Origin of the sequence: Trichocoleus desertorum ATA4-8-CV12, from assembly GCA_019358975.1 — a bacterium.
Taxonomy (GTDB): Bacteria; Cyanobacteriota; Cyanobacteriia; order FACHB-46; family FACHB-46; genus Trichocoleus; species Trichocoleus desertorum_A.
This window is the reverse complement of record JAHHIL010000001.1, coordinates 1-16,858: the sequence shown is the minus strand read 5'-3', so window position 1 is coordinate 16,858 and position 16,858 is coordinate 1. Positions and strand designations below refer to the sequence as shown.

The window sequence follows — 16,858 nt, the reverse complement described above, 5'->3', positions numbered from 1 at the left end:
CCTAGGGGCATTCAATCACGGTCAGTCAGGCTCAACTAAACCGCTTTCAATGTCTTTGTAAAGTTCCTTCAGGTTTTGTTGTTGCACCCGTCGGGATACACGCCGATACTTTTTGCTTTCCAGCTTGGGTTCTTGCTGGACTTGCCCTTCTTCTTTAGTTTTGGCTTTAGTAGTCGATTCTGCGTCTTTGAGTCGGGCGATCGCAGCTTGGCGAGCGATCGTTTTCTCCAGTAAATTGAGGTAGCCTTCGTACCGCTCCCAATCCCCCCGAACCGCACAATTAGGCTCATCGCGGTGTAAGCAGTCATTGAACTGGCAAGAGATATCTGCCAAACGTCGTCGTGCTTCTGGAAAATAGTTGGCTAACTCTTCTGGCGCACTATCTAATTCGGGCTGGTTAAACCCAGGCGTATCAGCCAGCAACCCCCCGGCGGGTAACTCAAATAGTTCCACATGCCGAGTGGTATGCCGTCCCCGTCCCAACTTGCCAGAAACCTGACCGACTCGTAAGTCCAACGTGGGAACCATATGGTTAATTAAGCTGGATTTACCCACTCCCGAAGGCCCAGCTACCACTGTGATTTTTTGGCTCAGGCGCTGCTGTAGGACTGCCAAGCCATCTTCTTGATAGACACTAATCAGAATGGGTTCATAACCCCATTGATTCAGGCGATCGCACCATTGCTGTTGTTCGGCTGGTGTGAGCAAATCTCGCTTGTTCAAACACAGCACCACATCTATCCCAGTCGATTCAGCTTTAACTAAAAATCGACTCAGCTGATGCGGGTCTAGCGTCGGTTCAGCCAAGGCAAACACCAACAAAATTTGATCCACATTAGAAATGGGCGGACGGCTCAGCTCCGAGGTGCGGGCCAAGACTTGGGCGATCGCCGCTCGTCCCCCTGCCCAGTCGGGTTCTTCGACCAAGACGCGATCGCCTACCATCACCTGCTGACCAATTTTCTTCAGCCGAGCGCGGCGGGTACACAACAACTGCGTCACTTCCAGTGCCTCCGGCTCAGCAGGTAATAAGTGAGCAGCGTCTAATCGCACTTGGTAGTAGTTGGCTTGGACAGCCACAACCGTTCCTAGCAGCTGAGGCGCAGCTTCCGCAGCATTGAGTTCTACGCCAGCAACGTTCATGCAGAAACGGTAGGTCGTCGCACTCTTAAGGCAAAGAATTCAGCTCGGTCTTCTACTTGCTCAATGCTGTAGCCTTCCATTGCCAAACTGTCAGGTACCTGCTCAATCGGTTCTCCCGGATCAAGCCAGACCTCAAGCAGCGAACCAGGAGCCATTTGCTCTAGGCGCAACTTAGTGCGGACAAAGTTTAGCGGGCAGGGAGTTCCACGCAGATCAATTTGAGCATCTGGGCTAGCAGAGTTCTTGCCAGAGTTCTTCAGTGATTCGGCGTTACTCATCCGCGAAATAGTCCTCCGAGAAATCCTTCTAGACCGCCTTTCCCAGTGCGATCGCCTTTAATTTTAGCGAGTTTTTCTAGTAGCTCTCGTTCTTCCGTCGTGATCCGATTAGGAATGTCAATCAAAATGGTAATCAGATGATCTCCTCGACTGACTGGATTTCCCAGGCGCGGCACACCTCTATTTTCCAAGGTCAGCACGGTACTGGGCTGGGTTCCAGGTGGAATCAGCAGTTCAGTGGGGCCATCCACTGTACTTATTTCCAAGCGACACCCTAAGATTGCTTGAAGATAGCTGATTTTGATCTCCGAAAGGACATTGATGCCATCTCGTTGAAACTCAGGATCTTCGTTAATAAAGAGGTAAACATAAAGGTCGCCTGGAGGGCCACCGCGTTGACCCGCATCGCCTTCACTCGAAACTCGCAACCGAGTCCCATTATCTACCCCCGCAGGAATCGTAATCTTTAGCTTCTTCGTTTCCTGCTTTTGGCCATTGCCGCTACAAACTTCACACTTGTCTTCAATCACTTGCCCAGAACCATTGCAGGTAGGGCAAACCGAGACTTGAGTAAAACTACCAAACGGGGTTCGAGTAGCGCGACGCACTTGTCCAGAACCCGTACAGGTAGAACAGGTGCGCGGTCTAGTCCCTGGCTTAGCCCCTGAACCGCTGCAAGTGGCACAAGTTTCTAAGTGACTAATGCGAATTTCCTTTTCGCCCCCAAAAACTGCGTCCCGGAAGTCTAGTTTTAAATCGAGTCGCAGGTCATCCCCTCTCGCTGGGCCACCGCGTCTACGGCCTGTCGAGCCTGCACCTCCAGAAAAGCCACTGAAGAAGCTCTCAAAGATGTCTGCAAAACCGCTCATATCGCTGAAGTCTTGGTAGCCCGCTCCCGCAGCGGAACCGACTCCTGCTTCACCAAAGCGATCGTAACGAGCGCGAGTCTCTGGCTCAGAAAGCACTTCGTAAGCCCGGTTAATTTCTTTAAAGCGTTCCTCAGCTCCATCCTCTTTATTCACGTCAGGATGGTACTTCCGTGCTAAGCGACGGTAGGCACGCTTAATTTCCTCCTTGTCTGTGTCTCTAGAGACACCAAGTATTTCATAGTAATCGCGGGCCATAGAATGCTGTTCTGGGGTTAATTGAGGATACGAAAAGGGTAGGAAGTCAAGAAATAAATCGTCAAATAGAGTGGAGCAAGACTCTATTACCTGAGCTAGTCAATGGCTTCGTAGTCAGCAGCTACTGTATCATCATCCTCGAAGTTGAAGCCTTCATCTTCATCTTGAGCAGATTGGACCTTACCACTGCCATCGGAGGTGGAGTCACCTTCCGTAAAGGAGTAATCCCGGGTGTCATCAGAACTAGCCGCTTGCTCATAAACGGCTGCTCCGATCGCAAACAAGGTTTGCTGGAAAGTATCAAGCCGTTGCTTCATCTCCTCAACACTAATGGAGCGATCGGCAAGAGCTGCTTGCAACTCTACCGCTCTTTCTTTAGCTTGAGTCTTGACGTCATCACTGATCAAAGCACCATTGTCTCTAATTGTAGACTCGTAACTATAGAACAAGCTGTCTGCCTGGTTCTTCAGCTCTACAACTTGCTTGCGTCTAACGTCTTCATCCGCGAAGATCGATGCTTCTTGCCGCATGCGCTCAATTTCGCTCTCACTCAAGCCACCTGTATTCGTGATTTGAATACTTTGTTCTCGTCCTGTGCCTTTATCACGAGCTGAGATTTTTAGAATGCCGTTGGCATCAATATCAAAAGCTACTTCGATTTGAGGGACACCACGAGGGGCTGGGGGAATACCCGTGAGTTGGAACTTGCCTAAGCTCTTGTTGTCTCTAGCCATAGCTCGTTCGCCTTGGAGAGCGTGAATCTCTACCGAGGTTTGACCATCTGTCGCCGTAGAAAAGACTTGAGTTCTGCTAGTCGGAATGGTGGTATTCCGCTCAATCACCTTGGTAAACACTTCCCCTAAGGTCTCAATCCCTAGAGATAGGGGGGTCACATCCAAGAGCAGCAAATCTTTGACCTCTCCACCCAACACTCCCCCTTGAATCGCGGCTCCTAAGGCAACTGCTTCATCAGGGTTGACCGAGCGATCGGGAGCTTTACCCCCCAAAAATTTTCGGATTGCTTCTTGTACCGCTGGAATCCGAGTCGAACCACCCACTAAAATGATGCGATCGATGTCATCCGTTTTAAGATCCCCATCTTTCAGGGCTTGGGTTACGGGATCGATTGTTCCCTGAACCAAATGACCTACCAGTTCTTCAAATTGGGCACGAGTCAGATCCATTTCTAGGTGTTTAGGGCCTGTCTCATCTGCCGTGATGAAAGGTAGATTGATGGAGGTGGTGACTGTACTTGAAAGTTCAATCTTGGCTTTTTCGGCTGCTTCTCGCAGACGCTGCAACGCCATCTTATCCATTGAAAGATCAATGCCTTCTTGATCTCGGAAGCAATCGATCATCCAGCGGACGATGCAGTTGTCAAAGTCATCTCCACCAAGGTGATTATTGCCTGCAGTAGCTTTGACCTCAAATACACCGTCGCCTAGCTGTAAGACGGAAACATCAAAGGTGCCGCCGCCTAAGTCAAATACCAAAACTCGTTGGTCTTGATCTTGTTTGTCTAGGCCGTAGGAAAGGGCCGCAGCAGTAGGCTCATTGATGATGCGTAACACTTCCAAGCCAGCGATCGTCCCTGCGTCCTTTGTTGCTTGCCGTTGAGCATCGGTAAAGTAGGCTGGAACTGTAATGACAGCTTGAGTAACAGGCTCACCTAGATAGTTTTCAGCATCCTGCTTGAGCTTTTGCAGGATCATGGCCGAAATCTCTTGGGGCGTATAAGTTCGTCCACGCACTTGCACATCAACGGTTTCGTCTCGGCCTTTGATACAGCCGTAGGGAACCCGACCTCGCTCAGACTCAGTATCGTCCCAGCGGCGACCAATAAATCGCTTGATGCTAAAAATTGTGTTCTCAGCATTAGTAACGCCTTGACGCTTAGCTAGTTGTCCAACTAAGCGATCGCCAGCTTTACCAAATCCCACAATACTGGGAGTTGTCCGCCCACCCTCCGAGTTGGGGATCACAATTGGTTGCCCGCCTTCCAAGACAGCAACACAACTATTTGTCGTGCCTAAGTCGATACCAATGACCTTTCCCATAGCTAGCGGCGGTTAATGTAGGACAACAGAAGTGGACAGAGCTTGAGCGTACGTGGAACCCCAGTTGGCAGTAAACGGCTACGCCTAGAGATTCCGTGATGAACCAATCCTTAATTACTCAGAAGCTAGACTACCCGTAATTGCCTCTGCAGTGTACAAGAATTCCTGTCAAATCAAAGCCTATCAGCTGTCTCCATGACCTCACTCACCCTCCTCAGAGGTTACCACGGGGTCTGGAGCCGCAGCAACTTTCACCATGGCATGGCGCAAAACGCGATCGCCAAGGACATAACCTCGAACTAATTCCTCAATCACTGTGCCCTCTGGATGCTCGTCTGTCGCTTCTCGCATCACTGCTTCGTGCAGATTTGGGTCAAACTCTTTGCCCTCAGAGCGCATCGGTGAGACTCCCACCCGCTTCAAGCAGTCTACCAGTTGCTTATAAACACTTTGATAGCTCTTATGAATACTCATCTCACCGTCAGTTTGCGGTTTGATTTGGGAACGAGCCCGCTCAAAGTTGTCTACTACAGGCAACAACTCGGTAATGGTAGAGCACTTAATCTTGTCTTCTAGTTCTTCTTTCTCTTTCTGAGCCCGTCTGCGGAAATTATCAAAATCGGCGGCAATCCTGACGTATTGATTGGTGCGCTCCTCTACTTGAGTCTTCAGAGACTGCACTTCTTGAGTGAGATCTTCTAGGGCTGCTTGATACTCAGACCCACCAGCAGCGTTCTCTGACTCTAGACCTGTTCCACTGTCTGAGCCTGAAGCCGTAGGACTATCTTCACTGGCTTCAAAATCCAAGTTAAATGCTTCTGAGTTTGAATCCGCTTCTGTTGACATGGTTTGGTTGACTGCTGCTTCCGAGGCTCCGGAGTCATCAACTGTCAGATCTTGAATGTTCTCTAGCTGATTTTCTTCACCCATCATTAGTCACTAATCCTACATTAAGAGAATGCTACCTTGACAACCGCGCACTTTACATCCCTTAGAATGCCCTAAAAGAACTTTGTAGCCAAGAGTTGAATATATCCTGATTGCTCAGTCACGGGTCTAGTAGTCGTAGATTTCCACAACTATCACTAGTAATTGTAACGATTAGGTTCTGAAGTGCCTTAACTTAAGGGGTGATTGCGATCGCATTCTTAAAATTGATTCATTAGTAAACTGAGAGACTTACATACCAGAAATCGGCTCAGCCAGCAAACCGACAAACTTAGACGATAAATTACCCAGACAAATTACTGATCAATACTGGCCAGTGAATGTCACTGAAGCGTGTTGCAAAATCCTACTAATTTTTGTTCAAAAGCTATGATTCTGAGAACTTCGTTATAGTCTAGACATCAAACCAAGGATGGATTACCTAGCTTCTGACAGCTGCCAACCAAATTTACAGCAAAAATACCTACGAATAGCGCTTTTTTGCCTGACCAGCTTGTAACCTTCTGCCATAGCGACTCGAAGCTAAGAGACTGAGATGACCAATCAGTCTCTAGACGGGCGCTTAAAGCCCCAAAACTTCTCGGTGATGGAGGTCTCCAATCCCTCAGAAGTGCAAGGGCTGGAATTAAAGATTTTACAAACATTCTATTGCTACTCGTAATTCTGCCCAGGGCTTGTGGGAACACTTAACAAGGAGATCTTCTTCATCAGCTATGACTAACTCTTCATCACAGCGGCGCGCCCTCATCGTCAAGAATGACTTCTCTCCCTTTGGGAACAAGCTCATTCAATCTGGGTATGTCAACCACGAACAGATGCAGCAGGCTCTGATTGAGAGTCGTAAATCTGGCAGACCGATCACAGAAGTTCTAGAGTCTCTTACAGGCCGTCAACTCACCCCAGATTTGCTGCGGCAATACAAGAAGCAGCAGCTGTTTGAACTAAAGATTCTGTACGGGGTTGAATCCCTCGATCCCGAAATTAGTGACATCACTGCAAGTCAGGTGGGGCATTTAATTGACACCCTGATTCCCCTTGATATTTGCCGCCGCTACCGATTGGCACCGCTCTCTAGGCATGAATCGCCCCCCGGTGTCTTGGTCGCAATGGTCGATCCTGACAACTTAGATGCTCAGGATGACCTGAATCGCATTCTGCGGGCTCAAGGGTTAGCCTTGCAGCGAATGGTGATTACGCTAGAAGACTATAACCAACTGATCTCTAAATACTTAGATGAGCAGGTTGAGAAAACTAAGCAAATAGAAATTCAAAAGTCTGTTGATGTTCAATCTGACTTAGAAGGCTTAGAAAACTTGGATCTTCAGGATGCCCCTGAAGATATGGAAGCCAATCTAGATGACGTAGCCAAAGGAGCATCCGACGCTCCAGTCATTAGCTTGGTCAACAAAATCCTCATCAAAGCGTTGCAAGACGGAGTCTCTGACATCCACATTGAACCCCAGGAAGAATATCTGCGGATTCGTTTCCGCAAGGATGGTGTATTACGTCAAGCCTTTGACCCTCTGCCCAAGAAAATCATTCCAGCCGTCACAGCCCGCTTCAAAATTATTTCTGAACTAGATATTGCTGAGCGCAGAGCCCCCCAAGATGGTCGGATTCGACGGGTTTTTCAGGACCGTAAAATTGACTTCCGGGTTAACACCCTGCCTAGCCGCTACGGCGAGAAGGTAGTTTTACGAATCCTCGACAACTCTGCGACTCAATTGGGCTTGGATAAGTTGATCTCCGATCCCGATTCCTTGCAGATTGTGCAAGAGATGGTTAAACGTCCCTTTGGTCTAATTCTGGTGACGGGGCCGACCGGTTCTGGTAAGACCACGACTCTGTATTCGGCTTTGGCAGAACGGAACGACCCAGGTGTCAACATCAGTACGGCAGAAGACCCGATTGAGTACTCTTTACCAGGTATCAATCAAGTCCAGGTCATTCGTGAAAAGGGTATGGACTTTGCGGCCATTCTGCGGGCGTTCCTTCGGCAAGACCCAGATGTGATTCTGGTGGGTGAAACCCGGGACAAGGAAACAGCGAAAACGGCGATCGAGGCAGCCTTGACTGGGCACTTGGTATTAACCACCCTTCATACCAATGACGCTGCTGGCGCGATCGCCCGTCTAGATGAAATGGGCGTAGAACCATTCATGGTTTCTGGAGCCCTGCTTGGCGTGGTGGCTCAACGTCTCATGCGACGGGTATGCCCCGAATGTCGGATTCCTTATAACCCTGACGCCAACGAACTAGCCAAGTTTGGTCTGTCTAGTACTCATGACGCTGAAGTCACATTCTATAAGGCAAACACCTTACAGCCAGACCAAATTCAGGAAGCCAAAGCACAAAATCAACTCTGCTCTGTTTGCAATGGGGTGGGCTACAAAGGTCGGAGTGGTGTTTATGAAGTGATGCGAATTACTGAGCGCCTACAAGTTCTAATTGCTGAAGGTGCCCCCACTGAGCGGATCAAAGAAGTTGCCGTTGAAGAAGGCATGCAAACCTTACTCGCCTACAGTATCAACTTGGTACGTCGAGGCGCTACGACATTAGAGGAAGTGGAACGGGTAACCTTTACTGACACAGGTTTAGAAGCTGAACTCAAAGCTAAGCGCAAGAGTTCTCTAACTTGCCGAGTTTGTACAGCTGAGGCTAAACCAGAATGGCTAGACTGTCCCTACTGCACCACCCCTCGTTTCCAAGATTAGTTTCCAGGATTAATGGAAACTGAGTTAACTTTGCGATCGCTAGACATTTACCCACAAATTTTGCCCATCTACCTTGAAGTTTGCGAGAGAAATCTATGGAATTAATGATTGAAGACCTGATGGAAGAAGTGATCGAGAGAGGTGGTTCAGACCTACACCTATCTGCTGGTCTACCTCCCTACATCCGCATCAGTGGTCACTTAACCCCCACAGAGCACGAAGTCTTGTCCTCTGAGAGCTGCCAGAGGCTCATCTTCAGCATGCTGAACAACACCCAGCGAAAAAATTTGGAGCAAAACTGGGAGCTAGATTGCTCCTACGGCGTCAAGGGATTGGCTCGTTTCCGGGTCAACGTCTATAAGGACAGAGGCACCTATGCTGCCTGCTTAAGAGCTTTGAGTTCCAAAATTCCTAGCATGGACCTGTTAGGCTTGCCAGACATTGTCCGAGAAATGTCAGAAAAGCCTAGAGGGCTCGTCCTTGTAACAGGACCGACCGGATCGGGTAAGTCAACCACATTGGCTTCCATGATCAACAACATCAATATGACTCGTGCAGAGCATATTCTGACGGTTGAGGACCCGATTGAATTCGTCTACGAATCAGTCAAGAGCGTCATTCACCAGCGCCAGGTGGGTGAAGATACCAAGAGTTTCGCTAACGCCCTAAGAGCAGCGCTGCGGGAAGACCCTGATGTCATCCTAGTGGGTGAGATGCGGGACTTGGAAACGATTCAGCTTGCCATCTCAGCCGCCGAGACAGGTCACTTAGTGTTTGGTACATTGCACACCAGCTCTGCCTCTCAGACCGTTGACCGAATGGTAGACGTGTTTCCCCCTGAGCAGCAAATGCAAGTGCGAGTTCAGTTGTCTAACTCTTTAGTCGCTGTCTTTAGCCAAACTCTAGTTCCTAAAAAGAACGTTAAACCGGGCGAATATGGTCGAATCATGGCTCAGGAAATTATGGTGGTCACCCCTGCAATTGCCAACCTGATTCGGGAAGGAAAAACATCTCAAATCTATTCCGCGATTCAGACAGGCGGTAAGTTAGGGATGCAAACCTTGGAAAAAGTTTTGTCTGACCTCTATAAAGCTGGAAGTATTTCCTTCGAGGCAGCCATCTCCAAGACCTCACGGCCTGATGAGATGCAACGGATGATTGGTGGAGCCCCGGTTGCTGCTCAAGCGGGTACTGGAGCTAGACACTAATTACCTTGTCAACAATCTCTAGTTTCTGGCTAGATATCTATTGTTGAACTGATCGAACAACTCTAGCTAGAGACCAGAGATTGTTACTATTTAGCAATGTCATGAATAACTTCCCCTTGTCAAAATAAGTTAATTCATAGCTGGAGAAGTAGTAGAACTTGCTATATTCCAGCAGTTAATGCTAAGGCAGACTTGTCTCTTCCTTAAACCAATTTTGAGCTAATTTAAACACTTTCAGCCAGATTTGCACTATGCCTACTTACATCGCCAGTGCACGGGATGCCAGAGGAAATGCCAAAAAACAAAAAGTTACCGCAAATTCTCCCGGTGAAGCTCGTTCTACATTAAGAGAACAAGGTTTTGTGGTTCAAGACCTTAAAGAGGACAAGAGCCTCGATCTCAGCAAGATTGATCTCCAGAAGTTTCAGCTTGCATTTACAAGTGTCTCCGTCAAAGATAAAGCTGTTTTCTCTCGGCAGTTCGCCGCACTTGTGAATGCTGGGGTGGCAATGGTTCGCAGTTTGGGCGTGCTATCTGAGCAATGCACCAACCCTAAACTCAAAGCATCTCTTCTGGAAATCAACTCAGATGTACAGCAAGGTACGAACCTATCGGATGCAATGCGCAAGCATCCTCAGTGCTTTGACATGCTGTACGTCAGCATGGTGCAAGCAGGTGAGGTAGGTGGTGTACTCGACGAAGTATTGAATCGTCTCGCCAAACTTCTAGAAGATATTGCGCGGTTGCAAAACCAGATCAAGTCAGCAATGGCTTACCCTGTAACCGTTGGTGTTTTGGCAACGGTTATTTTTATTGGTATGACTGTTTTCCTCCTCCCAACCTTTGCCTCCATCTTCGAGGAGTTAGGAACAGAGCTACCTGCTTTTACCCAGGCTATGCTCGCTATCAGTAAATTTCTCAGAACCCCTGAATATGTTGTGGGGCTAATTCTTATTCTTTTTGGACTGAGTTTTGCCTACAAGCAGTATTACAAAACCCGCGCAGGCCGCGAGACCATTGATCGGCTGTCCCTCAAAGCGCCTTTGTTTGGTGACTTGATTCAGAAGACTGCAACGGCTCGTTTTTGCCGTACCTTTGGTGCCTTAACTCGCTCTGGCGTGCCCATCCTGACAGCCTTAGAAATTGTAAGAGACACGGCGGGCAATCAAGTTGTTTCTAATGCAATTGATGAGGCTCGGAGGGAAATTCAAACAGGCGGCATGATTAGCATTGCTCTCCAGAGAGAACAAGTCTTTCCGATCATGGCAATCCAAATGATCAGTATTGGGGAAGAAACTGGAGAAGTTGACAAAATGCTGATGAAAGTTGCTGATTTCTATGAGGATGAAGTTGAGCAGGCGGTGAAAGCACTAACCAGCATTATGGAACCGATTATGATCATGTTCTTAGGGGGCATGGTCGGTTCAATTCTGCTATCCATGTATCTGCCCATGTTCAAGGTTTTCGAAAGCATTGGCTAAAAATTAAAAGGTTTTAACTTTTAGTCTCTCCAAACCCTCCACTAAAGAGTCGAGGGTTTCTTTATGCTCAAGAGATTTTGGCTGATTTAAGGCTGGTTCAGCTCACACGGAACTTTCATTGCCATTGCTTCCCACACGGTTGCTTGCAAGACATTAGACTCCGAAGTTTTAGACCTGAGTACAATACAGAAAAGGCTCGTTGATTACTGCAAATGTTTAATTGAGCTATGGCTATTAAACCATCCCATTACGAAGAATTGCTGGCTGAATACAGTGACCAGTTAGCAGCGATCGCTCTATTAAAACAGTATCGGCCTTACCTAGAAATGGTGCCCAGCATGCGCCGTTCTGAAGAGAGCATCATTACCATTCCTTTGCCCCTCGTTAGAGTCAACCAAGTTGAGCAACGCCAGGAGCATAACGCGGTTGATTATGGTCAGACTCGTCCGAGGCTGAAGGAATTAGTGCGGTTGCCGTGTGAAGTGGCAATTATGATGTGTGATCCAGAATGGAAGATTAAAACTGGAGTTGAAATTTTAGTCTTTATTCATCGTCCACAAGAGGACTTCTCTGATTTATTGAGTCGCTGGCGACAGACACAAATATGGCTTGACCGTGGGTATGAATGGCTGATGCCAACACGGTACGAGCATATTTTGAATGAAGGAGCGGAAGCAGTCCATCCCTTATTTGTGACCTTCAGCGAAACCCCAGACAGAATCAAGCGTGGCCTCAAGGGGGCTGGACTCCCCTTTGTCACCCAATCCTTAGAGATGCCTGAAGAAGAGAGAGGAGAACCGGAAACTTCTAGTAGCCTGACAACAGAGGATTGAGATGCTTACGCATAGCTATCAACGAACTTGCAGCGAAATTGTAAATTTCTCAGGTTTGAGGGCTGTAATTTCGAACGTATAGTCTCCTGTTACCGGAAATTTGCCTCGCCACGTTTGCGGTTGTTGTGGCATAGTCGTACCCACAGGCCTGCCATTAGGTGCGATCGCCTGGATGCGAACTGAACCTTGAATAATTTGAATCACTCCTGTTTGGCCCTTATCAGCGGCTAATACATACCGTTGAGGCTGTCCTGGAACCACACTCCCAGCGACCTTGGCTCCCATCGCTCCAGGCGCAATCGTAATGCGCGCGATCGCTGGGATGGGTGCCGTGACCTGAGTAGTCTGACTTAATGGCGTAATTGCGACTTCTAACTTGTAGGTGCCAGAACCAAGGATTTGGATGAAGTAGTCATCATTTTTGGGTAATTGCCCCGTCCAGTTTTGAGTTTGATAAGCAGCAGCATCAATGCCTTTCTGGTCAGATCCCAGCACATTCATAGTCACATCAGACCCAGTGAGGGCAACGGTCATAATCTGACCTTGCGATGCCCGAAGCACGTAAGATTTCAGTTGGCGGTTTTGCAGATCGCCTTCCAATGTGCTGGAAATAGCACCTGAATCAAACTGAATTGGTTCAGATTGGTTCATTCTGGATGGAGTTGCATTGTTTTGCTGATCCGAACCGATAATTTGTGAGGCTTCCGATTGAGGTACCCGTGCCCCCGAGACCCAAACTTCGTTACGTTGCTGGCTTCCAGTTACCGTTAAACGCCATAACACGGGTACTGTCAGCCCTAGCAGGATCACCATTCCTAGGCCGATGCTAATTCCGACCCAGCGTTTCCACCGCTTTCTGGCACCCGTGGTGGTTTTATGCGTTTGGGTAGAGTCTAAATGAGCTGAGGAACGGTTGCCCCTCTCAACTTCTCCAACTCTGGAATCTCTAACTCTGGAGAAAATGATGGGTGAACTTGCACTTGTCGAGGAAATTGCGCCTGAGGTATTGCTAGTATTGCTACCAGCGTCGAGTTTTGTTGTTGGCAAAGACGCTTCTAGTAAGGGTTGCAGCTCATTGAGCACTGCTTGAGCAGACGGGTAGCGATCGCCCGGACGTAAAGACAACATCTTCTGTAAGATAGCTTCAAAGCGATCGCTAATCTGAGCGTAAGGTCGCAACTGCCAATTGAGCGTACGGCTATCTAGCAGAGTTTTCGGTTCTTTACCAGTTAGTAAAACTAGGCTAGTTGCAGCCAAGGCATACAAGTCGCTATGGGGATATACCTTACCTGTTTGCAACTGCTCTGGGGGAGCATAGCCAGCCTTACCCACACAAGTAATTTCTGAGGGATGTGAGGAGCTAGAAAAATCTGGAGAAGCAGTATATAGATAGTTAGCCACCGATTTAACGGCACCAAAATCGATCAGAACTGGCAATCCTAACGTAGAGTTGGTTACTGCCTCCCCAGCCTGACTATTTCGCAACCGCAGCATAACATTCTCCAGAGAAATATCCCGGTGAATAATGTTGCGATCGTGAATGTAGGTCAAAACTGGGAGCAAGTGGTTGAGAAACTGCAAAACTTCTGGCTCCGAGAAGGTTTGGCCTTGCTTTTTTCGCTCTTGAAGGAGACTACGGTACGTCTGTCCATCGACAAACTCCTGGACAGAAAATAAGCGCTGGCTATCCTCAAAAGCGGCTAAAAACCGAGGAATTTGAGGATGTTGAATTTGATAGAGAACGCTAGCTTCCCGCTGAAAGAGGGCCTGAGCTTTGGCCAACAAAGCCCCATCGTGCTGTGGTACGGCCAGCTCCTTCAGCACACAAGGCTCATCAAAACGTTCCAAATCAAGGGCTAAGTAGGTGCGGCTAAACCCACCTTGACCTAAAATTTGTTGAATTGTATACCGTTGGCGTAACAGCGTTCCCAAAGGAATTGAGGGCGTCATTGCTATCTGTAGTTTTTTGCCAAACCATTCCAAATTCGGCGAGAACTGTCGTGTCCTCACCGAGGTATATGATTCTTACGTATTCAGGCTTTAACTACCACGGTATTAGACCCCTCAAGGCTTTAGCCCTAGAGGAAGCTGATCAATTACTAAACCGTACTAAAACGAAGAAATAGGAAGATTGATTTTATAAAAACGCCAATCTTCCTATTGTAATGATTGAGGAACTGAAGCATTCACCCGACGTTGTTAGCGCACAAATTGTGGCATCACTTCCGCAGCACTCAATAATCCATAGATGCCGCGCTGACGGAGGTTAAATCCAGCTTTGAGGTAACCGAAAGCTGGCCCGCAGACGTTAGCCGCCATGCTCGTTTCATCGCCTAAGGTAAAGGTATGAGTTGAGATTTTGCCCTCAAAGGTTCTGCCTGTAACCTGGACATTGGTACTTAAGGGCTTTTTGGGGTTACGGGTGTCAACCACACCTCCTACAGTGACGCGATCGCGAGAGCAGATACCTGCCAGTTCCAGCATCACATCATCCGCGTGCTCCATATTTTCTAGCGTAATCAAACCATTGGTTTGGTCTAGAAGCGCTTCAATTTCGTCGTCAGTCATAGCTCTCGCTTTTTCGACGTTGTACCCAGGTAAATGGGCAATGTCCTCGCGCACCGTAGCTCGATAAGCTTCCCAGTTGGCAATCCCAACCCCAAAAGTAATCTTGACACTATGAATTTCAGCATAGCTTTGGGCTGCTAAAGCCGCACCAGCCGTTAATAAACCAGGGGTAGCACCACAACCCGTCATATAAGTAATACCTGCGGCCTGTAACTCCGCTTGCATCCCTATTAGCTGTTCTACAGCGCTGGTCCGCTTGATCGCATCGACCAACACGCCTTGCCAACCCGCCTCAACAAACTGCCGCGCCACCGAAGCCATAAAGGTGTTAGGCAAGTTGGGTAAAGCCAGAAAATAACCATCAACATTGCCCGCCTGCTGGAGCAGATCCGCAATGCTGTTATTGCTGAGAACACCCCCAGCCTCTAAATACCCAGTAGAGCCTTGAGCTTGGTATGCCGCAACACACTGCTGTGGAGATAAGCCTTCAGAGGCATAAGCAAATCCTTTTTGGTCAGCCACTGCGACCCAGAGCATTTCTTGTTTTGGAGCCAGCACCCTAGCCGCTGCCTGACCCAATCCGCCAAAACCAAGGATTCCTACTCGAATAGGTGCTTTTACAGACGAAAAACTGGATAGAGAATAGTTTGAATTTGTCGCTTGCGCTTCGCTCATTACCCGTTACACGAATCAAATTTAGACTCTCATTATCCTGGGTTATTTCAGCGTTAGATCAATCTATAGGCGGAAGAGACTCAATAATAAAAATGATTATATATTTTTGTGAACCTTAAAATTCACGTTCCCACTTTCCCTTGACTGCTTCGAAGAGTTAAGCGAAACTGACAATTACTGATGTAAAGATCACCTCAATTAACAAGTTTCGTTAAGCTTTGACTCTTTATATCTCGGTTACTAAAAATTCAGCTTAGTTGTTAGCTGAGTCCTCTGCTCAAAAAAAACATTTAACAATGCGGCATCTTAGCAACTGCTGAATGTCATCCTGCCTGAATCACCCTACAGCCCTCAGCCAAAGCATGGAAACATTGGAGTTTGTTATTTACCCAGATGGTCGGGTCCTGGAAAAAGTAACCGGGATTGTAGGTAACTCTTGTGCTGAAGTTACCGCAGCCATCGAAGCTCAGCTGGGACAGGTGCTCAGCCACGAGCCAACCTCAGAGTTTTTTGCTGCAACTGTGCAACAGTCGGCAACAGTCTCAACTCAAGCTACTTTTAGTGAGTGGTAAGTTGTTTGTCCAGTTCTGTTCTATTTGATTTTTTGACAAAAAAACTATGTCACACTTTAGCCAAATTAAAACTCAAATCCGCAACCTTAAATCTCTAGAAGCAGCCTTGAACGACCTAGGGCTGGAATGGAAGTCTGGGCCTCAGGCAGTCAGAGGGTATCGTGGGCAGACCACAACTGCTGACGTCACCATTGAACAAAAGAACGGCTACGACATTGGCTTTAGCTGGAATGGTAGCGCCTACGAGCTGGTAGCAGATCTGCAATTCTGGCAACAAAATTGGTCTGTCGATCGCTTCCTGAACAAGGTGACCCAGCGTTACGCTTACCACACCATTGTCAACGAAGGCGCTCAATCAGGCTTTCAAGTTGCAGAACAGCAAAAAAATGAGGATGGCTCAGTTCGCTTAGTGCTACAGCGTTGGAGTGCCTAATGTCTGACTTTACTTCACCTTTTGCTGACCCTAACAGCGCACATCTGCCGGGTGAAGGCCAAGCAGAGTTGCGGACTGGTCTAGAACCAGAACTAGGGGGGCATTGGCGCGATGCGTCACAACGCTCTGGCTTAGAACCAGAACTAGGGGGCAGCTTCAGGCAGAAGGGGGTCTATGTCGATGAGATTACTTGCATCGGCTGCAAACATTGTGCTCATGTGGCTCGAAATACCTTTTACATTGAGCCAGACTACGGGCGATCGCGGGTAATTCGGCAAGATGGTGATGCAGAAGACATCGTCCAAGAAGCAATTGACACTTGTCCAGTAGATTGCATCCACTGGGTAGATTACACAGAGCTAAGGCAGCTAGAAGAAGAACGGAAGTACCAGGTTATACCACTTCCCGGTTTTCCAGTTGACCGTGCTGTGATTGCAACCAATCGTCGGCGTCAAAAGCTGCGGATTCGCCGTAAGTAGATGGGTTCTACCGACCGATCGCTTAAAGAGCTAAAAACCTAACAAGCAAGGGAATCTGATTCACCCTTGCTTATTTCTTCTTAGCTATAATTTACTGTTCGGGTGCATCAGCTTAGACCAACGGATGGTGTTCCTTCAGCAACTTTTCTGCCCTCGCTTCATCCAGCTTATAGGCTAGTTTTCTCGCTTCATAGGAGTCACGGGTAGTTTTAGCAACGGTGACATACTCCTACGCTGATACTGACGCATACAGCGTAGGCTTCTCAGTGACCCCTGCTATTGCATCGGGCGTAGCCTGAGCTTTATTGACGGAATGCCCTACCGCCAAATACTTGATGTTGATTG

Annotated in this window: 14 protein-coding genes; 7 read left to right on the top strand and 7 right to left on the bottom strand. The window is 48.1% G+C overall.

Going from position 1 to position 16,858, the window contains the following annotated elements; genetic code table 11:
• Positions 1 to 21 precede the first annotated feature (21 nt).
• From rsgA to grpE, 5 genes are all read right to left on the bottom strand, one after another.
• Positions 22 to 1,143: a small ribosomal subunit biogenesis GTPase RsgA gene (gene rsgA / locus KME12_00070; GenBank protein ID MBW4486166.1), complete on the bottom strand. Its 1,122-nt coding sequence runs from the start codon at positions 1,141 to 1,143 to the stop codon at positions 22 to 24.
• Positions 1,140 to 1,421 (bottom strand): sulfurtransferase TusA family protein, encoded by a 282-nt coding sequence (locus tag KME12_00065; GenBank protein MBW4486165.1) that lies wholly within the window; start codon positions 1,419 to 1,421, stop codon positions 1,140 to 1,142. The genes rsgA and KME12_00065 overlap by 4 nt, the downstream gene beginning before the upstream one ends.
• Positions 1,418 to 2,545, bottom strand: coding sequence for a molecular chaperone DnaJ (gene dnaJ, locus KME12_00060; GenBank protein MBW4486164.1), 1,128 nt, complete (start codon positions 2,543 to 2,545; stop codon positions 1,418 to 1,420). The genes KME12_00065 and dnaJ overlap by 4 nt, the downstream gene beginning before the upstream one ends.
• A 95-nt stretch (positions 2,546 to 2,640) precedes the next feature.
• The gene (gene dnaK, locus KME12_00055) at positions 2,641 to 4,602 is read right to left on the bottom strand and encodes a molecular chaperone DnaK (GenBank protein MBW4486163.1); all 1,962 of its coding nucleotides are present in this window, start codon (positions 4,600 to 4,602) and stop codon (positions 2,641 to 2,643) included.
• Positions 4,603 to 4,803: 201 nt separating this feature from the next.
• Complete coding sequence (grpE, locus tag KME12_00050; GenBank protein ID MBW4486162.1) at positions 4,804 to 5,535, bottom strand: nucleotide exchange factor GrpE; 732 nt, start codon at positions 5,533 to 5,535, stop codon at positions 4,804 to 4,806.
• A gap of 728 nt (positions 5,536 to 6,263) precedes the next feature.
• Here grpE and tadA point away from each other — a divergent pair.
• The 4 genes from tadA (at position 6,264) to KME12_00030 (ending at position 11,786) form a co-directional block, all read left to right on the top strand.
• Entirely contained in the window at positions 6,264 to 8,264 is a 2,001-nt protein-coding gene (gene tadA, locus KME12_00045; protein MBW4486161.1) for a Flp pilus assembly complex ATPase component TadA, read from the top strand.
• Between the two features lie 95 nt (positions 8,265 to 8,359).
• Positions 8,360 to 9,472, top strand: a complete 1,113-nt coding sequence (locus KME12_00040) for a type IV pilus twitching motility protein PilT (protein ID MBW4486160.1) — start codon at positions 8,360 to 8,362, stop codon at positions 9,470 to 9,472.
• Between the two features lie 251 nt (positions 9,473 to 9,723).
• Positions 9,724 to 10,953: a type II secretion system F family protein gene (locus KME12_00035; GenBank protein ID MBW4486159.1), complete on the top strand. Its 1,230-nt coding sequence runs from the start codon at positions 9,724 to 9,726 to the stop codon at positions 10,951 to 10,953.
• A gap of 227 nt (positions 10,954 to 11,180) precedes the next feature.
• On the top strand, positions 11,181 to 11,786 hold the full coding sequence (locus tag KME12_00030) for a hypothetical protein (GenBank protein ID MBW4486158.1): 606 nt from the start codon (positions 11,181 to 11,183) through the stop codon (positions 11,784 to 11,786).
• 18 nt (positions 11,787 to 11,804) lie between these two features.
• Here KME12_00030 and KME12_00025 read toward each other — a convergent pair whose 3' ends face one another.
• Both KME12_00025 and KME12_00020 read right to left on the bottom strand, forming a co-directional pair.
• Positions 11,805 to 13,736 (bottom strand): serine/threonine protein kinase, encoded by a 1,932-nt coding sequence (locus tag KME12_00025; protein MBW4486157.1) that lies wholly within the window; start codon positions 13,734 to 13,736, stop codon positions 11,805 to 11,807.
• 249 nt (positions 13,737 to 13,985) lie between these two features.
• Positions 13,986 to 14,963 carry a saccharopine dehydrogenase-like oxidoreductase gene (locus KME12_00020; protein MBW4486156.1) on the bottom strand — a complete coding sequence of 326 codons (978 nt, stop codon included), beginning with the start codon at positions 14,961 to 14,963 and terminating at the stop codon, positions 13,986 to 13,988.
• 428 nt (positions 14,964 to 15,391) lie between these two features.
• Between KME12_00020 and KME12_00015 the strand changes: the two genes are divergently transcribed.
• From KME12_00015 to KME12_00005, 3 genes are read left to right on the top strand one after another with little or no spacing between them, the layout of a single operon-like run.
• Positions 15,392 to 15,601, top strand: a complete 210-nt coding sequence (locus tag KME12_00015) for a DUF2997 domain-containing protein (protein ID MBW4486155.1) — start codon at positions 15,392 to 15,394, stop codon at positions 15,599 to 15,601.
• 46 nt (positions 15,602 to 15,647) lie between these two features.
• Positions 15,648 to 16,034: a DUF1257 domain-containing protein gene (locus KME12_00010; protein ID MBW4486154.1), complete on the top strand. Its 387-nt coding sequence runs from the start codon at positions 15,648 to 15,650 to the stop codon at positions 16,032 to 16,034.
• Positions 16,034 to 16,513 carry a ferredoxin gene (locus tag KME12_00005; GenBank protein MBW4486153.1) on the top strand — a complete coding sequence of 160 codons (480 nt, stop codon included), beginning with the start codon at positions 16,034 to 16,036 and terminating at the stop codon, positions 16,511 to 16,513. The genes KME12_00010 and KME12_00005 overlap by 1 nt, the downstream gene beginning before the upstream one ends.
• Positions 16,514 to 16,858 lie beyond the last annotated feature (345 nt).